21 protein-coding genes are annotated in these 23410 nt (G+C 74.1%); 10 read left to right on the top strand and 11 right to left on the bottom strand.

The window, feature by feature from the left end; genetic code table 11:
* Nucleotides 1–21: 21 nt before the first annotated feature.
* The 3 genes from ACFZDI_RS15985 to ACFZDI_RS15975 all read left to right on the top strand — a co-directional run bounded on the left by ACFZDI_RS15985 (nt 22) and on the right by ACFZDI_RS15975 (nt 5141).
* Entirely contained in the window at nt 22–648 is a 627-nt protein-coding gene (locus tag ACFZDI_RS15985) for a YigZ family protein (protein ID WP_234749314.1), read from the top strand.
* Nucleotides 649–984: 336 nt separating this feature from the next.
* A complete protein-coding gene (locus tag ACFZDI_RS15980; protein ID WP_391250966.1) occupies nt 985–2148 on the top strand; it encodes an exonuclease SbcCD subunit D C-terminal domain-containing protein in 1164 nt (387 codons plus the stop codon).
* Nucleotides 2145–5141, top strand: coding sequence for an AAA family ATPase (locus ACFZDI_RS15975; protein ID WP_391250964.1), 2997 nt, complete (start codon nt 2145–2147; stop codon nt 5139–5141). The genes ACFZDI_RS15980 and ACFZDI_RS15975 overlap by 4 nt, the downstream gene beginning before the upstream one ends.
* Before the next feature lie 2 nt (nt 5142–5143).
* On the opposite strand, the gene ACFZDI_RS15970 is transcribed toward ACFZDI_RS15975, so the two are convergent.
* Complete coding sequence (locus ACFZDI_RS15970) at nt 5144–5590, bottom strand: winged helix-turn-helix transcriptional regulator (protein ID WP_391250962.1); 447 nt, start codon at nt 5588–5590, stop codon at nt 5144–5146.
* Nucleotides 5591–5684: 94 nt separating this feature from the next.
* Here ACFZDI_RS15970 and ACFZDI_RS15965 point away from each other — a divergent pair, with 94 nt between their 5' ends.
* From ACFZDI_RS15965 to ACFZDI_RS15955, 3 genes are all read left to right on the top strand, one after another.
* Nucleotides 5685–6158: a rhodanese-like domain-containing protein gene (locus tag ACFZDI_RS15965; RefSeq protein ID WP_234749322.1), complete on the top strand. Its 474-nt coding sequence runs from the start codon at nt 5685–5687 to the stop codon at nt 6156–6158.
* Between the two features lie 45 nt (nt 6159–6203).
* Entirely contained in the window at nt 6204–6722 is a 519-nt protein-coding gene (locus ACFZDI_RS15960; protein WP_234749324.1) for an immunity 21 family protein, read from the top strand.
* 81 nt (nt 6723–6803) lie between these two features.
* Nucleotides 6804–7637 carry an SDR family oxidoreductase gene (locus tag ACFZDI_RS15955; protein ID WP_391250960.1) on the top strand — a complete coding sequence of 278 codons (834 nt, stop codon included), beginning with the start codon at nt 6804–6806 and terminating at the stop codon, nt 7635–7637.
* On the opposite strand, the gene ACFZDI_RS15950 is transcribed toward ACFZDI_RS15955, so the two are convergent.
* Together ACFZDI_RS15950 and ACFZDI_RS15945 are read right to left on the bottom strand one after the other, a co-directional pair.
* Nucleotides 7638–9329, bottom strand: a complete 1692-nt coding sequence (locus ACFZDI_RS15950; RefSeq protein WP_391250958.1) for a DUF885 family protein — start codon at nt 9327–9329, stop codon at nt 7638–7640.
* A 31-nt stretch (nt 9330–9360) separates the two neighbouring features.
* Nucleotides 9361–9852 (bottom strand): Lrp/AsnC family transcriptional regulator, encoded by a 492-nt coding sequence (locus ACFZDI_RS15945; protein ID WP_234749330.1) that lies wholly within the window; start codon nt 9850–9852, stop codon nt 9361–9363.
* A gap of 67 nt (nt 9853–9919) precedes the next feature.
* Between ACFZDI_RS15945 and ACFZDI_RS15940 the strand changes: the two genes are divergently transcribed.
* Entirely contained in the window at nt 9920–11140 is a 1221-nt protein-coding gene (locus tag ACFZDI_RS15940; RefSeq protein WP_391251141.1) for a PLP-dependent transferase, read from the top strand.
* 9 nt (nt 11141–11149) lie between these two features.
* Here the strand turns inward: ACFZDI_RS15940 and ACFZDI_RS15935 are convergent, their stop codons facing one another.
* The 5 genes from ACFZDI_RS15935 to ACFZDI_RS15915 form a co-directional block, all read right to left on the bottom strand.
* Nucleotides 11150–12406 (bottom strand): GNAT family N-acetyltransferase, encoded by a 1257-nt coding sequence (locus tag ACFZDI_RS15935; RefSeq protein WP_234749332.1) that lies wholly within the window; start codon nt 12404–12406, stop codon nt 11150–11152.
* Between the two features lie 109 nt (nt 12407–12515).
* A complete protein-coding gene (locus tag ACFZDI_RS15930) occupies nt 12516–14084 on the bottom strand; it encodes an alkaline phosphatase D family protein (protein WP_391250954.1) in 1569 nt (522 codons plus the stop codon).
* A gap of 127 nt (nt 14085–14211) precedes the next feature.
* Entirely contained in the window at nt 14212–15660 is a 1449-nt protein-coding gene (locus ACFZDI_RS15925; RefSeq protein ID WP_391250952.1) for an aminotransferase class I/II-fold pyridoxal phosphate-dependent enzyme, read from the bottom strand.
* Nucleotides 15661–15696: 36 nt separating this feature from the next.
* On the bottom strand, nt 15697–16527 hold the full coding sequence (locus ACFZDI_RS15920) for an alpha/beta fold hydrolase (RefSeq protein WP_234749338.1): 831 nt from the start codon (nt 16525–16527) through the stop codon (nt 15697–15699).
* A 107-nt stretch (nt 16528–16634) separates the two neighbouring features.
* Complete coding sequence (locus tag ACFZDI_RS15915; RefSeq protein WP_234749340.1) at nt 16635–17288, bottom strand: NADPH-dependent F420 reductase; 654 nt, start codon at nt 17286–17288, stop codon at nt 16635–16637.
* A 110-nt stretch (nt 17289–17398) separates the two neighbouring features.
* On the opposite strand from ACFZDI_RS15915, the gene ACFZDI_RS15910 reads away from it, so the two are divergent.
* Nucleotides 17399–18286: an RNA polymerase sigma-70 factor gene (locus tag ACFZDI_RS15910; protein ID WP_391250948.1), complete on the top strand. Its 888-nt coding sequence runs from the start codon at nt 17399–17401 to the stop codon at nt 18284–18286.
* Between the two features lie 168 nt (nt 18287–18454).
* Nucleotides 18455–19216, top strand: a complete 762-nt coding sequence (locus ACFZDI_RS15905; RefSeq protein ID WP_391250946.1) for a GntR family transcriptional regulator — start codon at nt 18455–18457, stop codon at nt 19214–19216.
* Nucleotides 19217–19306: 90 nt separating this feature from the next.
* On the opposite strand, the gene ACFZDI_RS15900 is transcribed toward ACFZDI_RS15905, so the two are convergent.
* The 3 genes from ACFZDI_RS15900 to ACFZDI_RS15890 form a co-directional block, all read right to left on the bottom strand.
* A complete protein-coding gene (locus tag ACFZDI_RS15900; RefSeq protein WP_234749346.1) occupies nt 19307–20449 on the bottom strand; it encodes an ROK family transcriptional regulator in 1143 nt (380 codons plus the stop codon).
* A gap of 86 nt (nt 20450–20535) precedes the next feature.
* A complete protein-coding gene (locus tag ACFZDI_RS15895) occupies nt 20536–21198 on the bottom strand; it encodes a response regulator transcription factor (RefSeq protein WP_234749348.1) in 663 nt (220 codons plus the stop codon).
* A 14-nt stretch (nt 21199–21212) separates the two neighbouring features.
* Nucleotides 21213–22382 (bottom strand): sensor histidine kinase, encoded by a 1170-nt coding sequence (locus ACFZDI_RS15890; protein WP_234749350.1) that lies wholly within the window; start codon nt 22380–22382, stop codon nt 21213–21215.
* A 107-nt stretch (nt 22383–22489) separates the two neighbouring features.
* On the opposite strand from ACFZDI_RS15890, the gene ACFZDI_RS15885 reads away from it, so the two are divergent.
* Nucleotides 22490–23410: an ATP-binding cassette domain-containing protein gene (locus ACFZDI_RS15885; RefSeq protein ID WP_391250943.1), complete on the top strand. Its 921-nt coding sequence runs from the start codon at nt 22490–22492 to the stop codon at nt 23408–23410.

Genomic DNA, 23410 nt, shown 5'->3' with positions numbered 1-23410 from the left:
CCACGCGACTAGGCTGGCCGGATGCAGGACGAATACCGCACGGTGGCCGCCGCCGGCGTGCACGAGACCGAGGTCAGCCGTTCCCGCTTCCTGTGTGCCCTGGCCCCGGCGGCCACCGAGCAGGAGGCGCAGGACTTCATCGCCGCGGTCCGCAAGGAGCACGCCGACGCCAACCACAACTGCTGGGCCTATGTCATCGGCGCCGACGCCTCCGTCCAGAAGGCGAGCGACGACGGCGAACCCGGCGGCACCGCCGGCGTCCCCATGCTCCAGATGCTGCTGCGCCGCGACATGCGGTACGTCGTCGCCGTCGTCACGCGCTACTTCGGCGGGGTCAAACTCGGCGCGGGCGGGCTCATCCGGGCGTACGGCGGAGCGGTCGGTGAAGCGCTGGACGCCCTCGGCACCCGCACCCGGCGCAGGTTCCGGCTGGCCACGGTCACCGTCGACCACCAGCGGGCCGGCAGGCTGGAGAACGACCTGCGCACCACCGGGCGCGACGTCCGGGCCGTGCACTACGGCGAGGCGGTGACGATCGAGATCGCCCTCCCGGACGCCGACGTCGACGCCTTCCGCTCCTGGCTCGCCGACGCGACCGCCGGGACGGCCGGTCTCGAAACGGGCGGGGAGGCGTACGGGGACGCGTGAGGGCCGCTCGCCGAAGTCCCCGGTTGCCCCGTCCCTGCATGCTCCCGTCCCGCATGCCCCCGTCCCCGCATGCTCCCCTCCCGGGTTTCAACGTGCCCCGGCGCTCCCGGGATGGTGATGCCGCCGCTCTGACGGCATCGCCCCGGGAATGGCCTGCCTCACAGCCCAGTTGTGGACATACCGCCTGAATTGCTGCCGGACAGGGGTGACAGTCCGGGGTTCGTGGTGGACCGGGTGCCCGCACGGGTTAGCGTGGTGGGGCTGACGGCGGGCCGGACCGGCTCCCGTCGCCGACGAACGGACAGTAGGGGGAGACATGCGGGTCGGAGCGGCGTCTTGAGGCTGCTGCACACCTCCGACTGGCATCTCGGCCGGGCCTTCCACCGGGTCAACATGCTCGGTGCCCAGGCCGAGTTCATCGGCCACCTCGTCACGACCGTGCGGGAGCGTGCCGTGGACGCCGTGGTCGTGTCGGGGGACGTCTACGACAGGGCGGTGCCGCCGCTCGCCGCGGTCGAGCTGTTCGACGACGCCCTGCACCGTCTCGCCGACCTCGGCGTGCCGACGGTGATGATCTCCGGCAACCACGACTCGGCCCGCCGGCTGGGCGTCGGAGCCGGGCTGATCGGGCGGGCCGGCATCCACCTGCGGACGGAACCCGCGGCGGCCGGCACTCCGGTCGTGCTGGCCGACGCCCACGGCGACGTCGCCTTCTACGGACTGCCCTACCTCGAACCGGCTCTGGTCAAGGGCGAGTTCGGGGTGGAGAAGGCCGGGCACGAGACCGTGCTGGCCGCCGCCATGGACCGGGTCCGCGCCGACCTCGCCACGCGCCCGCCCGGCACCCGCTCCGTCGTCCTCGCGCACGCCTTCGTCACCGGCGGCGAACCCAGCGACAGCGAACGGGACATCACCGTCGGCGGCGTCGCCGCGGTACCGGCCGGGGTGTTCGACGGCGTCGACTACGTGGCGCTCGGGCACCTGCACGGCTGCCAGACCCTCACCGACCGCGTCCGCTACTCCGGCTCCCCGCTGCCTTACTCCTTCTCGGAAGCCGCCCACCGCAAGAGCATGTGGCTGGTCGACCTGGCCACGGACGGCTCGGTCGAGGCGGAGCGCGTCGACTGTCCGGTGCCCCGCGCCCTGGTGCGGATCCGCGGCACGCTGGAGGACCTGCTCGCCGACCCCGCCCTGGCGCGGCACGAGGAGGCGTGGATCGAGGCGACCCTCACCGACCCCGTCCGCCCGTCCGACCCGATGGCCCGGCTCGCCGAACGCTTCCCGCACACCCTCAGCCTCGTCTTCGACCCCGACCGCGACGAGGACGAGTCCGAGGTGTCGTACGCACGGCGTCTCGCCGGCCGCAGCGACCAGCAGATCGCCGAGGACTTCGTCGCCCATGTGCGCGGCACCGGGCCCGACCCGCACGAACAGGGCGTGCTGCGCGACGCGTTCGACGCGGTACGGGCCGACGAGACCGTACGGGAGGTGGCCCGGTGAGGCTGCACCGGCTCGCGGTCACCGCCTTCGGTCCCTTCGGAGGCACACAGACCGTCGACTTCGACGAGCTGTCGAGCGCCGGGCTGTTCCTGCTGCACGGACCCACCGGAGCGGGCAAGACCTCCGTCCTGGACGCCGTCTGCTACGCCCTCTACGGCTCGGTGCCGGGTGCTCGGCAGGGCGGCGGCCAGGGCACGGCCCTGCGCAGCGACCACGCCGCACCCATGACCCGCACCGAGGTCACCCTCGACCTCACCGTCGCCGGGCGCCGCCTGGAGGTCACCCGCCAGCCGCCCTGGGAGCGCCCCAAGAAACGCGGCACCGGCACGACCCTGGACAAGGCCCAGACCTGGCTGCGCGAGTACGACGCGACGGCCGGGACCTGGAAGGACCTCAGCCGCTCCCACCAGGAGATCGGCGAGGAGATCACCCAGCTGCTCGGCATGAGCCGGGAACAGTTCTGCCAGGTCGTGCTGCTGCCGCAGGGCGACTTCGCCCGGTTCCTGCGCGCCGACGCCGAGGCCCGCGGGAAACTGCTGGGCCGCCTGTTCGACACCCGCCGCTTCGCCGACGTGGAGAAGCGCCTCGCCGAGCGGCGCCGCACCACCGAGGCCCAGGTGCGCGACGGGGACGCGGAACTGCTGGCCGACGCCCACCGCATGCAGCAGGCCGCCGACGACGCCATGGCACTGCCCGAACTCGCCCCGGGCGAACCGGGGCTGGCCGAGGCCGTACTGAGCGCCGCCGCCGTCGCCCGCAGCACCGCCCGCGAACAGCTCACCGTCGCCGCGTGCGCGCTCACCGCCGCCGAGTCCGCACAGGCCGCCGCCGGCCGCGTCCTGGACGAGGTACGCGAACTGGCCCGGCTCCAGCGGCGCCACGCGCAGGCCCGGGAACGGGCGGCGGGCCTGGAACAGGGAGCCGAGGCCTATCGGGAGGCCCAGGCGCTCATGGAGCGGGCCCGCAAGGCCGAAGCCGTCGCGCCCGCCCTCGACCTGCGGGAAGCCGCCGAAGCCGAACACCGCCGGGCGGCCGCCGCCGAGGAACGCGCGCGTGCCCTGCTGCCGGAGACCTTCGCCGACGCGGGCGCGGCCGGGCTCGCCGCAGCCGCACGCAGGGCCGCCGAGGAACTGGGCGGCCTCGACTCGGCCCGCCGCGCCGAGCGACGCCTCGCCGAACTCCTCGCCGAGCGCACCGACCTCGACCGACAGGACCGCGCGGACGCCGACCTGCTGCAGGACGCCGAGGGCTGGCTCGACGGCTGGGAGGAGCGGCGCACCACGCTCCAGGCCGGTGTCGACTCCGCGCAGCAGGCCGCCGCCCTCGCCGAACAACTCGCCGTGCGGCGGGAGCCCGCGCAGCAGCGGCTCCGGGCGGCCCGCCTGCGCGACCAGCTCGCCCAGGACACGGACCGTGCCGTCGCACGGGTGCGCACCGCGCAGGAGGCGACGCTGCGGGCCAAGCAGCACTGGCTCGAACTCAAGGAGCAGCGCCTGAACGGCATCGCCGCCGAACTGGCCGTTCACCTCGCCGACGGCGCCCCCTGCGCCGTCTGCGGCGCCACCGAACACCCCGCCCCCGCCCGCAAGGTCGCCGGGCACGTCGACCGCGAGGCGGAGGAGCGGGCCCTCACCGCCTACCAGCGGGCCGACGAACAGCGCGCGGACGCCGAGCGGAAACTGGGGGTCGCACGGGAGGCACTGGCCGCCGCCACCGCGGAGGCCGGTGACACCCCCACCGCGCAACTCGCGCGAGAAGCAGAGGAGTTGGACGAGCAGTACACGCGGGCCCGCGGCGCCGCCGCCGAACTCCACGCCGCCCAGGAGCGGCTGCGGCAGGCCGCGCAGGAGCACGAACGCCGCCTTGCCGCCCGGCAGGAGACGGCTGTGCGGACCGCTTCCCGGGTCGGTCACCGGGAGCGGCTGGACCGCGAACGGGCGGCCCTGGAGGAGGAACTGGACCAGGCCCGGGGGGCCCTGGGCAGCGTCGCCGCGCGGGCCGCACAGCTGGAGCGGCGCACCGCGCTGCTCACGGACGCCGCCGACACCGCCCGCGTCGCCGAGGACACCGCCCAGCGGCTGAAGGACGCCGACGCCCGCCTCGCCGACGCCGCCTTCCGGGCCGGCTTCGAGACCCCGCAGGCCGCGGCCGACGCCCTCCTCGACCGTGCCGCCCACCGCGAGCTGCAACGCCGCCTGGACGCGTGGCAGCACGAGGAGGCCGCCGTACGGGCCGTCCTCGCGGAGGCCGACACCGCCGCGGCGGCCCGCGAGCCGCAGGCCGACCCGGACGCGGCGCAACGGGCCGCCGACGTGGCGGCCCGGCGGCTGCGCGACGCCGCCTCCGCGCATGACGCCGCGCAGCGGCGCTGCGCCGACCTCGACCGCCTCTCCGCCCGGGCGGCCGCCGCCGTACGCCGGCTGGCACCGTTGCGCCAGGAGTACGACCGCGTCGCACGGATGGCGGGCCTCGCCGCCGGGACCTCGGCGGACAACGAACGCCGGATGCGCCTGGAGTCCTACGTCCTGGCCGCACGGCTGGAACAGGTCGCCGCCGCCGCGACCGTACGGCTGCGCCGGATGTCGTCCGGCCGCTACACCCTCGTCCACTCCGACGACCGCACCGGGCGCGGGCGCAGCGGGCTCGGACTGCACGTCGTCGACGCCTGGACCGGCCGTGAACGCGACACGGCGACGCTGTCGGGCGGCGAGACGTTCTTCGCCTCGCTCGCCCTGGCGCTCGGCCTCGCGGACGTCGTCACGGACGAGGCGGGCGGGGTGCGGCTGGACACCCTCTTCATCGACGAGGGCTTCGGCAGCCTCGACGACCAGACCCTGGACGAGGTCCTCGACGTCCTCGACTCCCTGCGGGAACGCGACCGGAGCGTCGGCATCGTCAGCCATGTCCCCGATCTGCGGCGCCGGGTCCACGCCCAGCTCGAAGTGGTCAAGGGCCGTTCCGGGTCGACACTGCGCCTGCGCGGCGCCGGCTGAGGTCAGCGGCCCACGGGGCGCCGGGGGAGGGGCGAGGAGTACACGACGCTCGTGGTCACCGAGCCGAGCGCCCCGATCCTGCCCGACACCTCCTCCAGGTGGCGCATCGAGCGGGCCGTGACCTTGATGACGAAACAGTCGTCGCCCGTGACGTGATGCGCCTCAAGGATCTCGGGCGTCACCGCGACCAGATCATGGAAGGGTTTGTAGTTGCCGTTCGGGTAGCGCAGGCGCACGAACGCCAGGATCGGCAGACCGAGCCGCTCCGGGTCGACCACCGCCGCGTAGCCCTGGATGACCCCGGCCTCCTCCAAGCGGCGCACCCGCTCGGTGACCGCACTCGCGGACATGGACACGGCACGGGCCAGCTCGGCGAAACTGGCCCGGCCCTCCCGCTGGAGGACCTCGAGGATGCGCCAGTCGGTGGCGTCCGGGGAATACGCGGTCATGCCCGAGAAATAGCAGGGGAATCACCGGCGGATCAAGCGGTTGGCCGGGGATCGTCCCTTCAGGGACTGGCAGCGCGGCCGTAGTTTTCTCGGCATGATCACCACCGTGAACCCCGTGCTGCGCGTCGCCCCCGCCGCTCCCGCCGCGGCCGCCGCCCACTTCCGCGCCGCTCTCGCCCTCCACACCGACGTGTCCGACGTCGCCGCCGCCCTCGCCGCCGGCGGTGACCCCGGTTTCGTCCTCGTCGACTCACGCTCCACCGAGGCCTGGGACCAGGGCCACGTCCCCGGCGCGCTCCACCTGCCGACCGCGCTCGTCCCCGAGCAGGCCGGGCAGCTCCTGGACCGGACGGTGCCGGTCGTGACGTACTGCTGGGGCCCCGGCTGCAACGGCGCCGCCCGCGCGGCCCTCGCCCTCGCCGAACTCGGTTACCAGGTCAAGGAGATGCTCGGCGGCTTCGAGTACTGGGTGCGCGAGGGCCTGGAGTTCGAGACCTGGCAGGGGCGCGAGCGCCGGGCGCGGGACCCCCTGACGGCCCCCGTGGGCGCCGATGACTGCGGCTGCTGAACCCCTCCTCCTGTGAAGCGGGTCGGCCCTGTAGGTTCTTGCGCCATGGTGCGATACGCGGAGCCGGGCGCGGTGCAGTGGGTGGAGTCGGGCGGCGGGCCGCTGATAGCGGTCCCGGAGACCGTCCTGCCGTTCTGGGCGGGCGCCGACGGCGAGGAGACGGCCTCCGACTACGACCGGGCCTGCGAGGTGGACGGCCACGTCGGCCTCCTCCCGGTCGGCGACTCCACCGCGCTGGTCCTGGGGGACGAACCCGCCGCGACCGCCTACCTGCCCGGCCACGGCGTGTTCGTCCGCTGGTGCGCCGGCGACTCCGAGGAGGAACTGCTGGCGAGCGTGCCGGCGGCGCTCGACGGGGCGGAGTGGGAGCCGGAGGTGCAGTGGAAGGTTCCGGGGACGGTGCTGCTGTTCGACGCGGCGTGGCCCGGATCCGACCCGTCGGGGGCCGATCACGTGCGGGTGGTGCTGGAACCGGGCCGGTACGCGGTGCGCGCGGCAAGGGTCCACCCCGGTCCGGAGACCTGGCTGAGCCTGGTCCGACTCCGGCTGCTCGCACGGCGATAGGCCCCGTCGCGGCGACAGACCCCGCACCACCGACGGGGAAAACCGTGTGCGGCGGCGATCCGGACCGATCACCATGAACGCATGCCACGCCGTCCCCACCCCACCCCTGAGGAACTGCGCCGCGACCCCCTGCCCCTGCGCGGCCGCACCGCGCTCGTCACCGGCGCCAGCCGCCGCGGCGGCATCGGACACGCCGTGGCCCGCCGCCTGGCCGCGTACGGCGCGAGCGTCTATCTGCACCACCACGTTCCGCACGACGCCGAACAGCCCTGGGGCGCGGACCGCCCCGAGGACGTCCTCGCATCCGTCCGCGACGCGGCCGGCGACCCCGGGGCCCGGATCGTCGCGGGCCCCGGCGACCTGGCCGACCCGGCCGTACCCGCCGAGCTCGTGGGCAGGGCGGCCCGCGCCCTCGGCGGACAGCTCGACATCCTCGTCGCCAACCACGCGCAGAGCGGGTTCGACGGCTCGCTGGACGAGATCGACGCGGCGATGCTCGACCGGCACTGGTCGGTCGACACCCGCGCGGTCCTGCTGCTGGTCCAGGCGCACGCCCGGTCGAGGCCGCCCGGCCCCGGAGGCCGCGTGGTGATGATGACCTCCGGTCAGGGCCTCGCGGGCGGCATGCCGGGCGAGATCGCCTACGCGCTCCAGAAGGGCGCCCTCGCCTCGATCACCCGCTCCCTGTCGACCACGCTCGCCGAGCGCGGCATCACGGTCAACACCGTCAACCCGGGCCCCGTGGACACGGATTACCTGACCGGGGAGTCCTACGACGCGGTCGCCGCCCGCTTCCCCTCGGGCCGGTGGGGCATGCCCGACGACCCGGCCCGTCTCATCGCCTGGCTCGCGACCGACGAGGCGGGCTGGATCACCGGCGAGGTCATCACCTCCGAGGGGGGATTCCGCCGCTGATCACAGGGCCGACAACTCGTCCACCAGGTCGTCCAGACCGAGCGAGCCCTGCGACAGCGCCGCCATGTGCCAGGCCTTCGGGTCGAAGGCGTCGCCGTGGCGGGCGCGGGCGTTCTCGCGGCCCAGCAGCCACGCCCGCTCGCCGAGCTTGTAGCCGATGGCCTGGCCCGGCATCGACAGGTAGCGGGTCAGCTCGCTCTCCACGAAGTCGGCCGGCCGGCTGCTGTGCGAGCCGAAGAACTCCTGCGCCAGTTCGGCCGTCCAGCGCTCGCCGGGGTGGAAGGGTGAGTCGTCCGGGATCGTCAGCTCCAGGTGCATGCCGATGTCGATGATGACGCGCACGGCCCGCATCATCTGCGCGTCCAGGTAGCCGAGCCGGCGCTCCGGGTCGGTCAGGAAGCCCAGTTCGTCCATCAGCCGCTCCGCGTACAGGGCCCAGCCCTCGGCGTTGGCGCTCACCATGCCGACGCTCGCCTGGTAGCGGGAGAGGTTCTGTGCCACGTGCTTCCACTGGGCCAGCTGGAGGTGGTGGCCGGGCACGCCCTCGTGGTACCAGGTCGACACCAGGTCGTAGACCGGGAAGCGCGTCTCGCCCATCGTGGGCAGCCAGGTGCAGCCCGGGCGGGAGAAGTCGTCCGACGGGGGCGTGTAGTAGGGGGCCGCGGCGCTGCCCGGAGGGGCGATGCGCGACTCCACCCGGCGCACCCGCTCGGCCAGGTCGAAGTGGGTGCCGTCGAGTGCGTCCATCGCCTCGTCCATGAGGCACTGCAGCCAGTCGCGGACCTCGTCGACGCCCTCGATGTGCGTGCCCTGCGCGTCGAGGTGGGCCAGCGCCTCCCACGGCGTGCCGGCGCCCGGCAGGATCTTCTCGGCCTCGGTCCTCATCTCGCCGAGGAGGCGGTGGTACTCGGACCAGCCGTAGGCGTACGCCTCGTCCAGGTCGAGGTCCGTGCCGTTGAAGTAGCGCACCCAGCGCGCGTAGCGCTCCCGGCCCACCACGTCCGGCGCGCCCTCGACGGTCGGCGCGTACACGTCCCGCATCCAGTCGCGCAGCCGGACCACGGCCTCGGTGGCCGAACGGGCGGCGGTGTCCAGCTCGGACCGCAGGGACTCGGGGCCGGCGGCCGCGTACTGCTCGAACCAGCCGTGGCCCTCGCCGTCCGCGTCGGCCCACTCGCCCAGCTGCTGCACGAAGGTGGCCGTGGCGCGGGGACCGCCGTACAGCTTGCGCTCCAGGCCGAGCGCCAGGGACTCCCGGTAGCCCTCCAGCGCCGCCGGGACCGCGCGCAGCCGCTCGGCGATCGCCGTCCAGTCCTGCTCCGTCTGTGCCGGCGTCACGGTGAACACCTGCCGCACCGCGTGCGCGACGGAGCTCAGGTTGCTGACGGACCGCAGGCTCTCGTCGGCCTCGTGCACCGCGAGTTCGGCGCCCAGCCGCTCGCGCAGCAGTCGCGCGCACCGGCGCTCGATGTCACTGTCCGCGCCGGGCAGCCGCTCGGCCTCCTCCAGCCGGGCCAGCGTCCGGCGCGCCAGCTCGGCGAGCGCCTCCTGACCCGCGGGCGAGGTGTCGGGCAACTTGCTCGAGCTTTCCGTGTCGCCGAGGTACGTACCGGTGATCGGGTCGAGGGCGACGAGCTCGTCGACGTACGCGTCGGCGACTTCACGGGGCAGCGGGCTCTTGATCTCAGACATGCGGCCATCCTCGTACGACGGACCGCACACGTCACGCGGATTGAGCCGAGGGCGGAGGCGGCAGCAGCGGCCCGCACTCCCACTGCTGGAAGATCAGCCGCGTCTCCACCCGGGCGACCTCCCGCTGCGACGTGAACTCGTCCAGCACCAGCCGTTGCAGGTCGGCCATGTCGGCGACCGCGACATGCACCAGATAGTCGTCGGGACCGGTCAGGTGGAACACCGTCCGCGACTCCGGCAGGGCCCGGATCCGCTCCACGAACGGCCCCACCAGCTCCCGCCGGTGCGGCCTGACCTGCACCGACAGCAGGGCTTCCAGCCCCCGCCCCAGCTTCGCCGGATCCAGCTCCAGCCGGTGCCCGAGGATCACGCCCGAGCGGCGCAGCCGTGTCACCCGGTCCAGACAGGTCGACGGCGCCACCCCGACCTGCGCGGCGAGATCCCGGTAGGTCGCCCGGGCGTCGTTCTGCAACAGCCGCAGCAGATGGAGATCCACCGGATCCAGTACGACAGATTCAGCCATTGGCCGAACGTAGCACGGGAGCCGCACGCGGCAGCCCGGCCGATGTTCACCCTTGCCCACCATGGACATGGACACAACGAGCACGCGCGCCGTCGACGACATACGCACCGCACCGCGAGCCCTCGCCACCGAGGCCGTGCACGCCGGCCGGGACGACCTCGCCCGCCAGGGGCTGCACGCCCCGCCGATCGACCTGTCCACCACCTACCCGTCGTACGACAGCCGCGGCGAGGCGGCCCGCATCGACGCCTTCGCCACCACCGGCGCCGAGCCGGCCGGCCCGCCCGTCTACGGACGGCTCGGCAACCCGACCGTGGCCCGTTTCGAGACGGCCCTGGCCCGCCTGGAGGGCACCGAGGCGGCGGTCGCCTTCGCCAGCGGCATGGCCGCGCTCAGCGCCGTGCTGCTCGTGCGCGGCTCCATGGGCCTGCGGCACGTCGTCGCGGTACGCCCCCTCTACGGCTGCAGCGACCACCTGCTCACCGCCGGGCTGCTGGGCTCCGAGGTGACCTGGACCGACCCGGCCGGCGTCGCCGACGCCCTGCGGCCGGACACCGGACTGGTCCTGGTCGAGTCCCCGGCCAACCCCACCCTCGCCGAGGTCGACCTGCGGGCCGTCGCACACGCCTGCGGTTCGGTGCCGCTGCTGGTGGACAACACCTTCGCCACGCCGGTCCTCCAGCGCCCGGCCGAGCACGGCGCCCGGCTGGTGCTGCACAGCGCCACCAAGTACCTCGGCGGCCACGGCGACGTCCTGGCCGGTGTGGTCGCCTGCGACGAGGAGTTCGCGGGCCGGCTGCGCCAGGTGCGCTTCGCCACCGGCGGCGTCCTGCACCCGCTGGCCGGCTACCTGCTGCTGCGCGGCCTGTCCACCCTCCCCGTCCGGGTCCGGGCGGCCTCCGCCACGGCCGCCGAACTGGCCGGGCGCCTCGCCGCCGACCCGCGGGTCGCCCGGGTTCACTACCCGCGCATCGGCGGCGCGATGGTCGCCTTCGAGGTGCACGGCGACCCGCACGAGGTGATCGGCGCGGTCCGCCTGATCACCCCGGCGGTGAGCCTCGGCAGCGTGGACACACTCATCCAGCACCCGGCGTCCATCAGCCACCGCATCGTCGACGAGGACGACCGCAGGGGAGCCGGTGTGAGCGACCGGCTCCTGCGCATGTCGGTGGGCCTGGAGGACGTGGAGGACCTCTGGTCGGATCTGGACGCCGCCCTGGGACGACGCCCCGAAAGGGGCACGGGGAACCGCGCGAGCGGGCACGAGGCACCCGCCCTCGCCAACTGACGCACGTCCCTACGGCGCGGAGGCGCTCCCCAGCTCCTCCGCGCCCGTCACGACCGCCTCACCCAGCCGCGCCGTGATCACCAGCGTCCCCTCCTCGACCTGATAGTCCAGAGGCAGCCCCAGCCCCCGCATCGCCGCGACCATGCCCGTGTTGGACGACTGCGTCACGGCGTACACGCTGGAGCACCTCGCCTCGACGGCCAGTGCCACGAGCCGCGCCAGCAGCTCCGCCCCGACACCCCGCCGCTGCCAGGCGTCCTCGACGAGCAGCGCGACCTCGGTCTCGTCCCCGTCCCACAGGAGGTGACCGAGTCCGACGATCCGCCCGGAGGCCGTCTGCACGGCGAGCGTGCGGCCGTAGCGCGGACTGAGCAGGTGGTTGAGGTACCGGTCGGCGTCACGGACGGGCCCGTGATAGCGCTGCTTCAGCGTGCGCGGCGAGCACCGCTCGTGCATCGCCCTGGCCGCTTCGAGGTCGCGTGTGTCGGCCCGCCGCACGGTGATGTCGCTGCCCTCGGCGAGCGTGAAGACGTCCTGCCCGTGCGGCAGCCGGGGCCCGAGCCGGGCGTCCAGCTCGACCAGGGCCCGCGCCCGGGCGAACTCGGTCGGGGTGAACGGCAGATACGGCCGCTCCACGATGATCAGGCCGCCTTCCGGAGCGCGCAGCCGCATCACCGTGTCGTCGAGGGCCCCCTCCACGGCGAGGCTCTCGGGCGCCCGGCCGGCACCGGATGGGGCGGGCCGGGACCGGATCGTGCAGCGGCCCAGCAACTGCCGCAGTGCGAGGGGGAGTTCCGCCGAGTCGAGGGCGGTGCGGGCGGCGAGTCCGAGGACCCGGGTCGGCGCGTCCACCAGGTCGTGGGCGTCGGCCCGCTCGATCCAGGTGTCGGTGCCGCCGGCCGAACCGACGGCCGTGGTGATCGCGGACGCCGGCAGATCCGCCGGGCCCCGCAGCAGGAACTCGTCGACCGTGCCCTCGGCGAGCGGGTGCGTCTGGAGGCTCACGATGTCGACGCGCTGCCCGGCCAGGGCGCCGCACAGCGCCGCCAGCGCCCCCGGCTCCTCCTGGACCGTGGTCCGCATCCGCCACAGCGTGTGCGCCCCCGGCACCGTCTCCGGCGCCGGGGACCCGGTATCACTCGTCGGCGGTGCGTGTTCCTGGCGCCGTGTCCGCCAGGCGTGGAACGCCGCCGCCACCCGCTGCCACGAGGTGGCGGGGCGGCAGTTGTCGTCGGTGTGCGTCACATGGGTCACTTCTCGCGTCATGCACCCACTGTGACGGAACGGTGTTGCGTGATCGCGAACGCATTGTGACCGGCGGGTAAAGGAGGCAGTTTGCCCCCTTTGTCGACGCTTCAAACGTTGCGCTGTGTGCCTACTGGCCGACCAGGCCCGGCCGGAGCGTCTTCGTGAACAGCACGGTGCCGTCCTGCTCGCGCAGACGCACCGTCAGCTCAGCGCTCTCGCCGTCGATGTCGACCTCGCCGAAGAACTGGTAGCCGCCGTCGGGAGAGACGTTGGCCGTGGCCGGGGCCTTCACGAACACGCGGTCCGGGCCGAAGGTGCCGTCGAGCGCGTTCGCGGGGAAGGCACCGGCGTTGAGCGGGCCCGAGACGAACTCCCAGAACGGCTCGAAGTCCGTGAAGGCGGCCTTCGACGGCTGGTAGTGCTGCGCCGAGGTGTGGTGGACGTCGGCCGTGAGCCACACGGTGCCGGTGATCCGCCGGTGCTTGACGAACCGCAGCAGTTCGGCGATCTGCAGCTCGCGGCCGAGGGGCTCGCCGGGGTCGCCCTGCGCGACGGCCTCGATGTTCGGCGCGTCCGGGACGACCAGTCCGAGCGGCATGTCGGAGGCGATCACCTTCCACACCGCCCGCGAGCGGGACAGCTCGCGCTTGAGCCACTCCAGTTGCTCACGGCCGAGGATGCCCTGCGGGTCGGTGGTCTGGTCGTCGGGCGAGTTCGCGTTGCGGTAGGTGCGCATGTCCAGGACGAACACGTCCAGCAGCGGGCCGTGGTGCTGCACGCGGTACACCCGGCCGTCGGGGCGGCGCAGCGTGGAGATCGGGAAGTACTCGGAGAACGCCCGGCGTGCGCGGGCGGCGAGCACGTCGACGCTCTTCTCGGTGTAGCGGGTGTCGGTGAGGATCTCGCCCGGGTACCAGTTGTTGACGACCTCGTGGTCGTCCCACTGGACGATGGACGGGACTCGCGCGTTGAAGGCGCGCAGGTTCTCGTCCAGCAGGTTGTAGCGGAAGTTGCCGCGGAACTCCGCCAGGGTCTCGGCGACCTTCGCCTTCTCCTCGGTCGTGACGTTGCGCCAGGTCCGCCCGTCGGGCAGGGCCACGGTCCCGGTGATCGGGCCGTCGGCGTAGATGTTGTCGCCGCTGCAGAGGAAGAAGTCCGGGTCCAGGGCGCCCATCGCGTCGTAGATGCGGTAGCCGCCGCGCTCCGGGTTGATGCCCCAGCCCTGCCCCGCGAGGTCGCCGGACCAGACGAACCGCACGCCGTCGCGGCGCTTGGCGGATGCCGTGCGGAACGTGCCGGTGACCGGCTCGCCGGCGCGGCGCGGGTCGTCCGGGTCGGCCAGCAGCACGCGGTAGTGGATCTGTTCGCCGGCCGGCAGACCGCGCAGCCGGGTCGTACCGGTGAAGTCGGTGTCCGCGCCCAGCAGGGGGCCGTGCCATCGGTGAGGGTTGCGGAACGACTCGGTCGCCGACGTCTCCACGATCATGCGGGCCGGGCGGTCCGAGCGCACCCACACCAGCCCGGAGTCGCAGGTCACGTCACCGGCCTGCACGCCCCACCGCGCGCTCGGGCGCCCGGAGCGTGCGAACGCGGGCGCCGCGCCGAGGGCGGTGGGCAGGGTCAGGGCGGCCGACGCGGCGAGGGAGCCCCTCAGGACGCTGCGGCGCCCGGGCGACGGTCGGTGGGACTGGGACATGGATACGCCTCCGGGGACGGGATCCGGCCAAGTGTGCAGAGCCACACCTACTGGCACGTCGCGGCGCACACACGAACCTCAAGTGAACAACTGACCGCAGGGTGAGGGAACGCGCGAACCGGTCGGCTCACCCGGTTGCGGCCTGCGCCATCAGGCGCACGCCCTCGGCGATCCGGGCGGGCGGCACATGGGCGTATCCCAGCACCAGCCGGACCTCGCCGGCCGGCCCGGTGGCGGCGGATCCGGCCGGTGTATGGGCGTAGGCCGAGAGCGCGCGCACCGCCACCCCGGCCTCCGCCATGCGCGCGAGGAACCGCTCCTCGGGCCCGTACCGCCGCGGCAGAGTGGTGATCACGTGCAGACCCGCGGCGATTCCCGACACCTCCGAGCCCGGGAAGTGGGCGTCCAGGGCGGCGACCAGCGCGTCCCGCCGGTCCCGGTAGGCGCGCTGGCAGCGGCGCAGTTGACGGTCGTAGTCGCCGCGCTCCAGGAAGCGAGCGAACAGCGCCTGGTCGAGGGCCGGGTGGCCGAGATCCATCGTCCGCTTGCGTTCGACGACCTCCTCCGTCCAGGACTCGGGCACCAGCAGCCAGCCCAGCCGCAGGCCCGGGGCGAGGGACTTGCTGACCGAGCCCGTGTAGGCCACGCGGTCCGGGTCGAGGCCCTGGAGCGCGCCGACGGGGGCACGGTCGTAACGGAAGTCGCCGTCGTAGTCGTCCTCCAGGACGATTCCGTCCACCGACCGCGCCCAGTCCAGCAGTTCGGCCCGCCGTTCGGCCGAGCAGGCGATGCCGGTGGGGAACTGGTGGGCCGGTGTCGTCACCACGGCCCGTACGCCGGACGCCCGCAGCGGCTCCAGGGCGACACCCTCGTCGTCCAGCGGCAGCGGTACGGCGGCGACCCCGGCCGAGGCGTACAGCGCGTCGTGCTGGGGACTGCCCGGGTCCTCCACGCCGACCGTGCGCAGTCCGCGCGCGTGCAGCGCGAAACCGAGCAGGGCCGTCGCCTGGGCCACGCCCGAGACGACCACGATCCGCTCGGGGTCGGCCACCACGCCGCGTCGCCGGGCGAGCAGTTCGGCCAGTGCGGTGCGCAGCCTCGGCAGCCCGCGAGGATCGGGGTAGCCCAGCTCCTGGTGCGGCAGTTCCGCGAGCACGGCGCGCTGCGCGGCGGCCCACGCCGCGCGCGGGAACAGTGCCAGGTCGGGCGTCCCGGGCACGAAGTCCGCGCGGGTGCCGGACGCGCGGGGAGCGAGATCGTGCGCCCGCGGGCGGACGGCCCGTACGGCCGCGCCCACCCACGTCCCGGCGCCCCGGCCGCTGCGCAGGTACCCCTCGGCCGCCAGTTGCTCGTACGCCTCGGTCACCAGCCCGCGCGACACCCCGAGGTCCGCCGCGAGGTCACGGCTCGACGGCAGCCGGGTGCCCGGCGCGAGACGGCCCGAGCGGACCGCCTCGCGCAGTGCCGCCTGCAGGGACCGGCCCCGCGTGCGTGCCGGAGCCGACGCGGCGGGGAGCAGCAGTTCCCAGGCGGCGGACGCGGAGCCGTCGCCCGGGTCCCTCTGCGGTGGCCTCATGAGGGGAGACCTTAGAGGCTGCGCCCCCTTCTACGGTCAGCGGCTGCCGTCGAGGACGACCCTGGCCACCAGAGCCGGGTCGTCGTTCATCGGGACGTGACCGCAGCCGGGCAGCCGCACCAGCCGGGCCCCGGGGATGACGCCCTTGGCGCGCACACCCTGGCGGGGGATCAGCAGCCGGTCCCGGTTGCCCCACGCCACGGTGACCGGGGTCCCCACGATGTCGTCGGTGAACCGCACGGTCCGGCCGGAGCGCAGGGTCTCGGAGAACCCCTGGGCCCGGGCCAGCGCGAGCGTCTCGGCGACCACCGCCTCGGGCGAACGGCGGCCCGGCCGGGCGTAGATGGTGCTCGTCAGCAGGGTGCGGCCGAGGGCCGGGCGGGCCAGCCGCTCCACCAGCGGCGGCGGCATCCGCCGGGCGATCTCCCGCATCGTGCTCAGCACGGTGAAGGCGTAGCGGCGCTCCGCCTCGTTCCAGAACCCGGCCGGTGACAGGGCGGTGACCGAGCGGACGAGCCGGGCCCGGGCCAGGTCGAGCGCCAGCAGGCCGCCCAGCGAGTTGCCCGCCACGTGCGGCCGCTGGATCTCCAGCGCCTCGAAGAGGGCCGCCAGGACCGTGCTCATCGTGGGCAGGTCGTGCGCCATGCCGTCCGGGAGCGCCGCCGACTCACCGCAGCCCGGCAGGTCCACGGCGATCACGTCGCGTTCGGCCGCCAGGGCCGGGATCACCGGGTCCCACACCTGCCGGTGGTGGCCGATGCCGTGCAGCAGGAGCAGCGGTTCGCCGCGGCCCCGGCGCGTGTAGGACAGGGTCACTCTCTGCTCGCCCCGCGCGGAGGCGACGGTGAAGGAGACGGTGGCGGACATGGGGTGCTCCTCGGCTGTACTCGCTGACGGACGCCGTAGACAGCTTGTCAGCAATTGCTACCGGCGGGTAGCCCCAAGGTGTCACCACCTTCATCCGGCCCGGACGCTCAACGCGCCCGCCGTACCTCCAGGTTGAACTCCGCGTGCCCGAACGTCCGCAACAGGCCGGCCCACAGCGGCAGCCACATCTCCACGGCACGGGACGCCCGGATGCCGCCGAGGTCGAGCACGCGCTCCGCCGGCCAGCCGAACTCCCCGAGCAGCGCCGTCACCTGTTCCTTGGCCGCCGGGTCGTCCCCGCAGACGAAGACGTTGTGCTCGCCCGGCACACTGCCCGGATCCACCATCACCCGGCAGTTGACCGTGTTCAGCGACTTCACCACGCGCGCCCGCGGAAACGCCCGCTGGATCTGCTCGCCCACACTGTCCGACTCGACGGGGGACAGCCGCAGCTCGCCCTCCTCGAGCGCCAGCGGATTGGACACGTCCACCAGCACCTTGCCGTCGACGTGCTCCGCGCCCGCCGCCTCCAGCGCGGCGAGCGCCACCCGCCCGCCGACCGCGTTCACCACGACCTCCCCGAACTCCGCCGCCTGCGCGAACGTCCCCGCGCCGGCCCGGGGGCCCGCGGCGGCGGCCCACTGCACGGCGGCCGCGTTGTCCGGCGTGCGCGAACCGAGCCGTACCTCGTGCCCCAGCTCCACCAGCCGTCCGCCGAGCGTGCGCCCGACCTGTCCCGTGCCCAGCACCGCGTACCGCATCGTCACCTCCGCAGCCGTCGCCGCCGATCAACGGCGCCCTGTCGGCCATTCTGTCCGGGAAGTGCCGGTTCCGCCTGGACAGGGCCGCACCGGTGGGCTGGGATGGAGCCGTGACCACCGAGACCCCGACCGATGTGTTCGAAGCCCACCGCCCCGTCCTGCTGGGCGTCGCCTACCGGATGCTGGGCCGTGTGGCCGACGCCGAGGACGTGGTCCAGGAGGCCTGGCTGCGCTGGTCCGGCAGTGACCGCGCAGGCGTGCGCGAACCACGCGGCTACCTCGTACGGATCACCACCCGCCTCGCCATCGACCGGCTGCGCCAGATCAAGGCCCGCGGCGAGACCTACGTCGGCCCCTGGCTGCCCGAGCCCTACGTCACCGACTTCGGCGACACCGTGCCGGACACCGCCGAACGGGCCGTGCTCGCCGACTCCGTCTCCCTCGCCGTCCTCGTCGTACTGGAGTCGCTGTCACCGCTGGAACGGGCCGTGTTCGTGCTGCGCGAGGCCTTCGGCTTCCCCTACGCCGACATCGCCACCATGCTCGACCGCGGCGAACCGGCGGTGCGTCAACTGGCCGGGCGGGCCCGCAAGCACGTCGAGGAGCGGCGTCCGCGCTTCGAGGTCGACCCCGCTCAGCGCCGCGACCTCACCGAACGCTTCCTCGCCGCGGCAGCCGACGGCGACCTCGAAGGCCTGATGGCGCTGCTCGCCCCCGAGGTCCGGCTCGTCGGCGACAGCGGTGGCAAGTCGCGGGCGCCGCTGCGGGTCCTGCAGACCGCCGACAAGGTGGGCCGGTTCCTCGTCGGGGCAGCGCAGAAGAGCGCCCCGGGCCGCCTGTCCGTGCGCTTCCTCGAACTCAACGGCGGCCCGGCCGCGCTGATCCTGACCGACGGCAGACCCGACTCCGTGCTCCAGATCGATGTCGCCGACGGCCGCGTCCAGTCCGTCTACATCATGCGCAACCCCGACAAGCTGCGGTCCCTGACGGCCCTTTAGATGCCTCGCCGGAGTGGCCCGCCGCCTTGCATGAACGGCCCGTGAACGTTCCCGGCCATTGGTCTTGACCAAGGATCAGGGCCGCCCTATGGTCGCAGAGAAGTGCAACAACCTTTAATAAACAAGGGCGCTAAAACGCCGCCGACCACGGCGATTGCGGAGGACAGGGTGGGGACCACGCAGCTGGAATCGGTGCAGGAACCGAAGTACTGGCATCTCAAGACGGTGCTCAGTGAAGCGCTCGACTCGGAGTTCTCGGTGGGCGAGATCCTGCCCAACGAGCGCGACCTCGCGGCCCGCTTCGGCGTCGCCCGCGCCACACTCCGCCAGGCCCTGGAACAACTCGAACTAGAAGGCAGGCTGCAGCGTCGCCGCGGTGTCGGCACGACCGTCGCACCGCCCCGCGTGGGCGTCTCCCTCGGCACCGGGCCGCACACCTGGCCGGGAGGCTCCGACGACGCCTGGCAGCCCGTCGACTGCGCGGCGGCCGTCCCGCCGGCGAGCGTCGCCGACGCGCTGGAGACCGGCCGTGACGAGTCCGTGCACATCGTGCGGCGCTCCCGCGTCTCGCACGGCCGGCCGGTGGCCGCGGAGCTGCTGTACATCCCGCAGCCCTCGGTGCCCGACCTCTCCGGCATCGACGCGCCGTCGGGGGCGGCACGGGCGCGCGCGGTGCTGCGGGAACTGCAGCGGCTGGAGCTGGAGCGGCAGGAGAACGCGGTGGAGCTGGGTTCCGCCGGGGCCGAGGAGGCGAAGGAGCTGGACCGGCTGCCGGGGGCGCCGGTCCTCGTCGTCACGACCCGCTTCGTCTCCCTGGGGCGTACGGCTGCGCTGTCCGTGGCGACCTATCGTGCGGACACGTGCCGCCTCACCTTCGGTGACCCGGGGGGTGTGGAGATCCACGCCGGGATTCAGCGGCGGGCGTCCTGAGCCCGGCGACGCAGGGGTGCGGAGTGCGGACGGCTGCCGGCGCGCTGTGGCTTGTCGCGCCGTTCCCCGCGCCCCTTCGGGGCGCTGTCGTCAGGGGCGTTCCACAGTGAACAGCTGCTCTTCCACGTGGTCCAAGGCCAGACGCAGGGCCCCCGTCGCCACGGCTGCGTCTCCCAGGGCTGAGAGGGTCACCTCCGGGGGACGCAGGCAGTAACGGGCCAATTCCTCGCGGAGGGGGGCCAGGACACCGTCCAGGCCCGCCGCCCAGCCGCCGATCACGACCAACTCCGGGTCCAGGGCGAGGACGAGGGCGGCCACGTCGTGGACGAGGCGCTGGATGAAGCGGTCGACGGCCGCGCGGGCCCGCTGGTCGCCCTCGCGGGCCTGTGCGAAGACCTCGGCGACCGCCTGCTCGTCGAGGGGGTGCAAGGGCTCGTCCGTGGTGGACAGGAGCGTCTCGGGCGTGACTCCGCGGCCCAGCAGATGCAGCGCGCCGATCTCGCCGGCCGCGCCGCCGTAGCCCCGGTGCAGCCGGCCCCCGATCAGTGAACCGGCGCCCGGGCTGAGCCCCGCCAGCACGAACACCACGTCGTCCGACTCGGTGGCCGCACCCTTCCAGTGCTCGGCGACGGCAGCCGCGTTGGCGTCGTTCTCCACCAGCACCGGACACTTGAACGACCGGCCCAGCCGCTCACCCAGCCGCAGCCCCGTCCAGCCCGGCAGCGCCGTGCCCAGCCGCACCCGGCCGTCGGCCTCCACGATCCCCGGGGTCGCCACGCCCACGGCCCGCAGCGAACCGCGGGCCACCCCGGCCCGCCGCAACAGCTCGGCGACGGCCCCGCGCAGCCGCTCCAGCCGCTCGTCGGCCCCCGCCGTCTCGGGCACCTCCTTGGCCTGCGCGCCGATCACCCGGCCGTCCAGGTCGGACAGCAGCGCCGCCACCCGGTGCGCCCCGATCTCCAGCCCGAGCAGATGCCCGGCCTCCGCCCGGAACCGGAAGCGCCGCGCCGGACGCCCCTGCCGCCGGGCGGCACCCTCCTCGGCCGCCTTCTCGACGACGAGCCCGGCCTCGATGAGCCCTTCGACGACGCCCTCGACCGTGGGCCGGGACAGCCCCGTCACCCGTGTGATCTCGGTCAGCGTCGCGCAGTCCGTGGCACGCAGCGCATGCAGCACCACCGCGGAGTTGATCCTTCGCAGCAGCGAGGGATCCCCGCCGGTCAGCCGCCCCACCGTCCGTCCTCCCAGGTCGTGCGCGTGATGGCCGGATCGTACTTCGGCAGGGCGCACCCCGGCGAGGGGCGGGCACCCCCGGCCGGTCAGCCCGGCGCCACGAACCCCGACTCGTACGCCGCGATCACCGCCTGGGTGCGGTCCCGCGCCCCCAACTTGGCCAGTACCGCGCTGACGTGTGACTTCACGGTCTCCGTCCCCACGACCAGCCGGGCGGCGATCTCCGCGTTCGACAGGCCGCGCGCCATCAGCCGCAGCACCTCCGCCTCGCGCTCGGTCAGCCCGGCCCGCTCCAGCACGGCCCGTGCCGCCCGGTTCCCGCCAGTGTCGCCGTACTCGGCGGCGAGCTGTCGCACCGACGCCGGGAACAGCAGGGACTCGCCCTCGGCGATCAGCCGCACCGCATGCACGATCTCGGCCGGCCGGGCCCGCTTCAGCAGGAAGCCGTCGGCGCCCGCCCGCAGCGCCTCGTACACGTACTCGTCGTTCTCGAAGGTCGTCACCACGAGGATCCGGGGCGGATCGTCGACCGTCCGCAGCAGCGCCCGGGTGGCCTCGATGCCGTCCAGCAGCGGCATCCGCACGTCCATGGCGACCACGTCCGGCCGCAGTCGCCGCACCAGGGGGATCACCGCCGCCCCGTCCGCAGCCTCGCCGACGACCTCGATGTCGGGCTGTGCCTCCAGCACGGCCCGCAGACCCGCGCGCACGAGGGGTTCGTCGTCGACGAGGAGAACGGTGACCGGCATCGGGCCAGCGTAGATCAACTCAGCGGCAATTCGGCATGGACCTGCCAGTCGCCCGCGTCGGGTCCGGTCCGGGCCCGGCCGCCGAGCAGGGCCGCGCGTTCCCGTATCCCGCGCAGGCCACTGCCGCGCCCGGCGCCGGACACACCGGCCGGCAGCGGATTGCGGACCGCGAGGACGACGGTGCCGTCGGCGACGTGGACGCGGACGCGCACCGGGACGGCGCCCGCGTGCCGCAGCACGTTGGTCAGCGACTCCTGGAGGATGCGGTAACCCTCCCGGGACACCGGCCCGGGCACCGTCTCCACCGGCCCGGTCACCTCGGCGTCGACCTTCGCCCCGGAGGCGCGGGCGGACTCCAGCAGCCGGTCGGCGTCCGCCAGCGTCGGTCTGCCGCTCGCCGGCTTCTCCGACTCGCGCAGCACCCCGAGCACCCGCTCCAGATCCTCCAGGGCGGCCCGGCCGGTCTCCTCGATGGCCTCCAGCGCGCGGTCGGTGAAGGCGGGATCACCCGCCGCCCGGGCGGCCCCCGCCTGCACGACCGCGACCGTGAGCGCATGACCGATGGAGTCGTGCAACTCGCGCGCGATCCGCGTGCGTTCCAGCAGCTGCTCGGTGCGCTCCTCCAGCGCCGCCATCCGCTCGGCCCGCGACGGCCCGAGGAGGCGCCCCGCCAGGGCGGTCGTCAGACGGCCCGACCAGACCACGACCACGGCGAGGAGGACCAGCGGCAGGGGGGACAGCGCCGCGTACCACCAGTGGGTCCCCTCCACGGGCACGAATCCGCCGGCGGCGGGCCCACGGCCGAGGCCCGCCGTCAGCAGGTCGACCGCCAGGAGGGGCAGCTGGACGGAGACATGGGCCACCGCCCAGCCGAGGCACAGCCGCGTCTCCAGCCACACCACCGTCCGCCCACGATCGGCCCAGGTGAGCGACGGGGTGGTCACGATCTCCGGGCTCTCGGCACCCTGCCGGGGCCCGGTCAGCAGCAACCTGGCCTGGAACCCCTCCACGACCCGCGCGACGGGCACGAGGCCGGCGAGTCCGAGCACCACGGCGGCCGTGACCTGGGTCCACCAGGCCTCCTCGACGAACAGCCACAGCGACGGCCACACGATGGCCACCACGATGTGCAGCCAGCGCTTGTACGTGACCGCCCGCGTGAGCGGGCGCAGCATCCGGACCATCGCGCCATCGTGCCAGCCACCCCGACCGCGAGCCTCCCCCGCACGGGGGAGACGATCTCCACCGCCGGGGGAGGCCGGTACCCCCTGCGCAAGGCCACGCTGCTGCCATGACCAGCATCGACGTCCAGGACCTCACCAAGGAGTTCGGCGACCGGCGAGCCGTGGACGGGCTCACCTTCCGCGTTCTGCCCGGCCGCGTCACCGGCTTCCTCGGCCCCAACGGCGCCGGAAAGTCCACCACCATGCGACTGGTGCTCGGCCTCGACCGGCCGACCGCCGGCTCCGCCACGATCGGCGGCCGGGCCTACCCGGCGCTGCGTGAACCCCTGCGCCATGTGGGCGCCCTGCTCGACGCGCAGGCCGCGCACGGCTCCCGCACCGCCCGCGACCACCTCCGCGTCCTCGCCGCGAGCAACCGCATCCCGGACCGGCGGGTCGACGAGGTCCTGGAGGAGACGGGCCTGGCATCGGTGGCCCGGCGCCGCGTACGGACGTACTCCCTGGGCATGCGCCAGCGTCTCGGCATCGCCGCCGCCCTGCTGGGCGATCCCGAGGTGGTCATGCTGGACGAACCGTCCAACGGCCTCGACCCCGAAGGCATCGTGTGGGTCCGCCGGTTGCTGCGCCGACTGGCGGGGGAGGGCCGCACGGTCCTGGTCTCCAGCCATCTGATGAACGAGACCGCGTCCTTCGCCGACCACCTGGTCGTCCTCGGCCGGGGCCGGCTCCTCGCCGACACCCCGATGCGGGACTTCATCGACGCGCGCGTGCGGCCCCGGGTCCGCATCCGCACGTCCGAGCCGGGTGCCCTCACGTCGGCCCTGGCCCGGCACGGCCACGACGCCGAGGAACACCCGGACGGGCACTGGACCGTGCGCGACGCCCGCGTGGACGACGTCGGCCGCATCGCCTCGGCCGCGGGTGTGCCCGTCCTGGAACTGGCCGCCGAGGAGGGCACCTTGGAGCAGGCCTACTTCGACCTCACCGGGGCCGAGACCGAGTTCACCGCACAGCCTCAGGAGGCCTGA

The organism is Streptomyces sp. NPDC007907 (genome assembly GCF_042959365.1).
Classification (GTDB): domain Bacteria; phylum Actinomycetota; class Actinomycetes; order Streptomycetales; family Streptomycetaceae; genus Streptomyces; species Streptomyces indiaensis.
This window is presented reverse-complemented; position numbering and strand designations above follow the sequence as displayed.

Bases quoted from the DNA above. Each gene is read 5' to 3' on its own strand.
- ACFZDI_RS15925 (WP_391250952.1), bottom strand. From the start codon at position 15,660: ATGAGGCCACCGCAGAGGGACCCGGGCGACGGCTCCGCGTCCGCCGCC.
- ACFZDI_RS15895 (WP_234749348.1), bottom strand. From the start codon at position 21,198: ATGCCGGTCACCGTTCTCCTCGTCGACGACGAACCCCTCGTGCGCGCG.
- ACFZDI_RS15985 (WP_234749314.1), top strand. From the start codon at position 22: ATGCAGGACGAATACCGCACGGTGGCCGCCGCCGGCGTGCACGAGACC.
- ACFZDI_RS15885 (WP_391250943.1), top strand. From the start codon at position 22,490: ATGACCAGCATCGACGTCCAGGACCTCACCAAGGAGTTCGGCGACCGG.
- ACFZDI_RS15970 (WP_391250962.1), bottom strand. From the start codon at position 5,590: ATGACCGCGTATTCCCCGGACGCCACCGACTGGCGCATCCTCGAGGTC.
- ACFZDI_RS15915 (WP_234749340.1), bottom strand. From the start codon at position 17,288: ATGCGGTACGCGGTGCTGGGCACGGGACAGGTCGGGCGCACGCTCGGC.
- ACFZDI_RS15920 (WP_234749338.1), bottom strand. From the start codon at position 16,527: ATGTCCGCCACCGTCTCCTTCACCGTCGCCTCCGCGCGGGGCGAGCAG.
- ACFZDI_RS15930 (WP_391250954.1), bottom strand. From the start codon at position 14,084: ATGTCCCAGTCCCACCGACCGTCGCCCGGGCGCCGCAGCGTCCTGAGG.
- ACFZDI_RS15950 (WP_391250958.1), bottom strand. From the start codon at position 9,329: ATGTCTGAGATCAAGAGCCCGCTGCCCCGTGAAGTCGCCGACGCGTAC.
- ACFZDI_RS15935 (WP_234749332.1), bottom strand. From the start codon at position 12,406: ATGACGCGAGAAGTGACCCATGTGACGCACACCGACGACAACTGCCGC.
- ACFZDI_RS15965 (WP_234749322.1), top strand. From the start codon at position 5,685: ATGATCACCACCGTGAACCCCGTGCTGCGCGTCGCCCCCGCCGCTCCC.
- ACFZDI_RS15940 (WP_391251141.1), top strand. From the start codon at position 9,920: ATGGACACAACGAGCACGCGCGCCGTCGACGACATACGCACCGCACCG.
- ACFZDI_RS15955 (WP_391250960.1), top strand. From the start codon at position 6,804: ATGCCACGCCGTCCCCACCCCACCCCTGAGGAACTGCGCCGCGACCCC.
- ACFZDI_RS15945 (WP_234749330.1), bottom strand. From the start codon at position 9,852: ATGGCTGAATCTGTCGTACTGGATCCGGTGGATCTCCATCTGCTGCGG.
- ACFZDI_RS15890 (WP_234749350.1), bottom strand. From the start codon at position 22,382: ATGGTCCGGATGCTGCGCCCGCTCACGCGGGCGGTCACGTACAAGCGC.
- ACFZDI_RS15960 (WP_234749324.1), top strand. From the start codon at position 6,204: ATGGTGCGATACGCGGAGCCGGGCGCGGTGCAGTGGGTGGAGTCGGGC.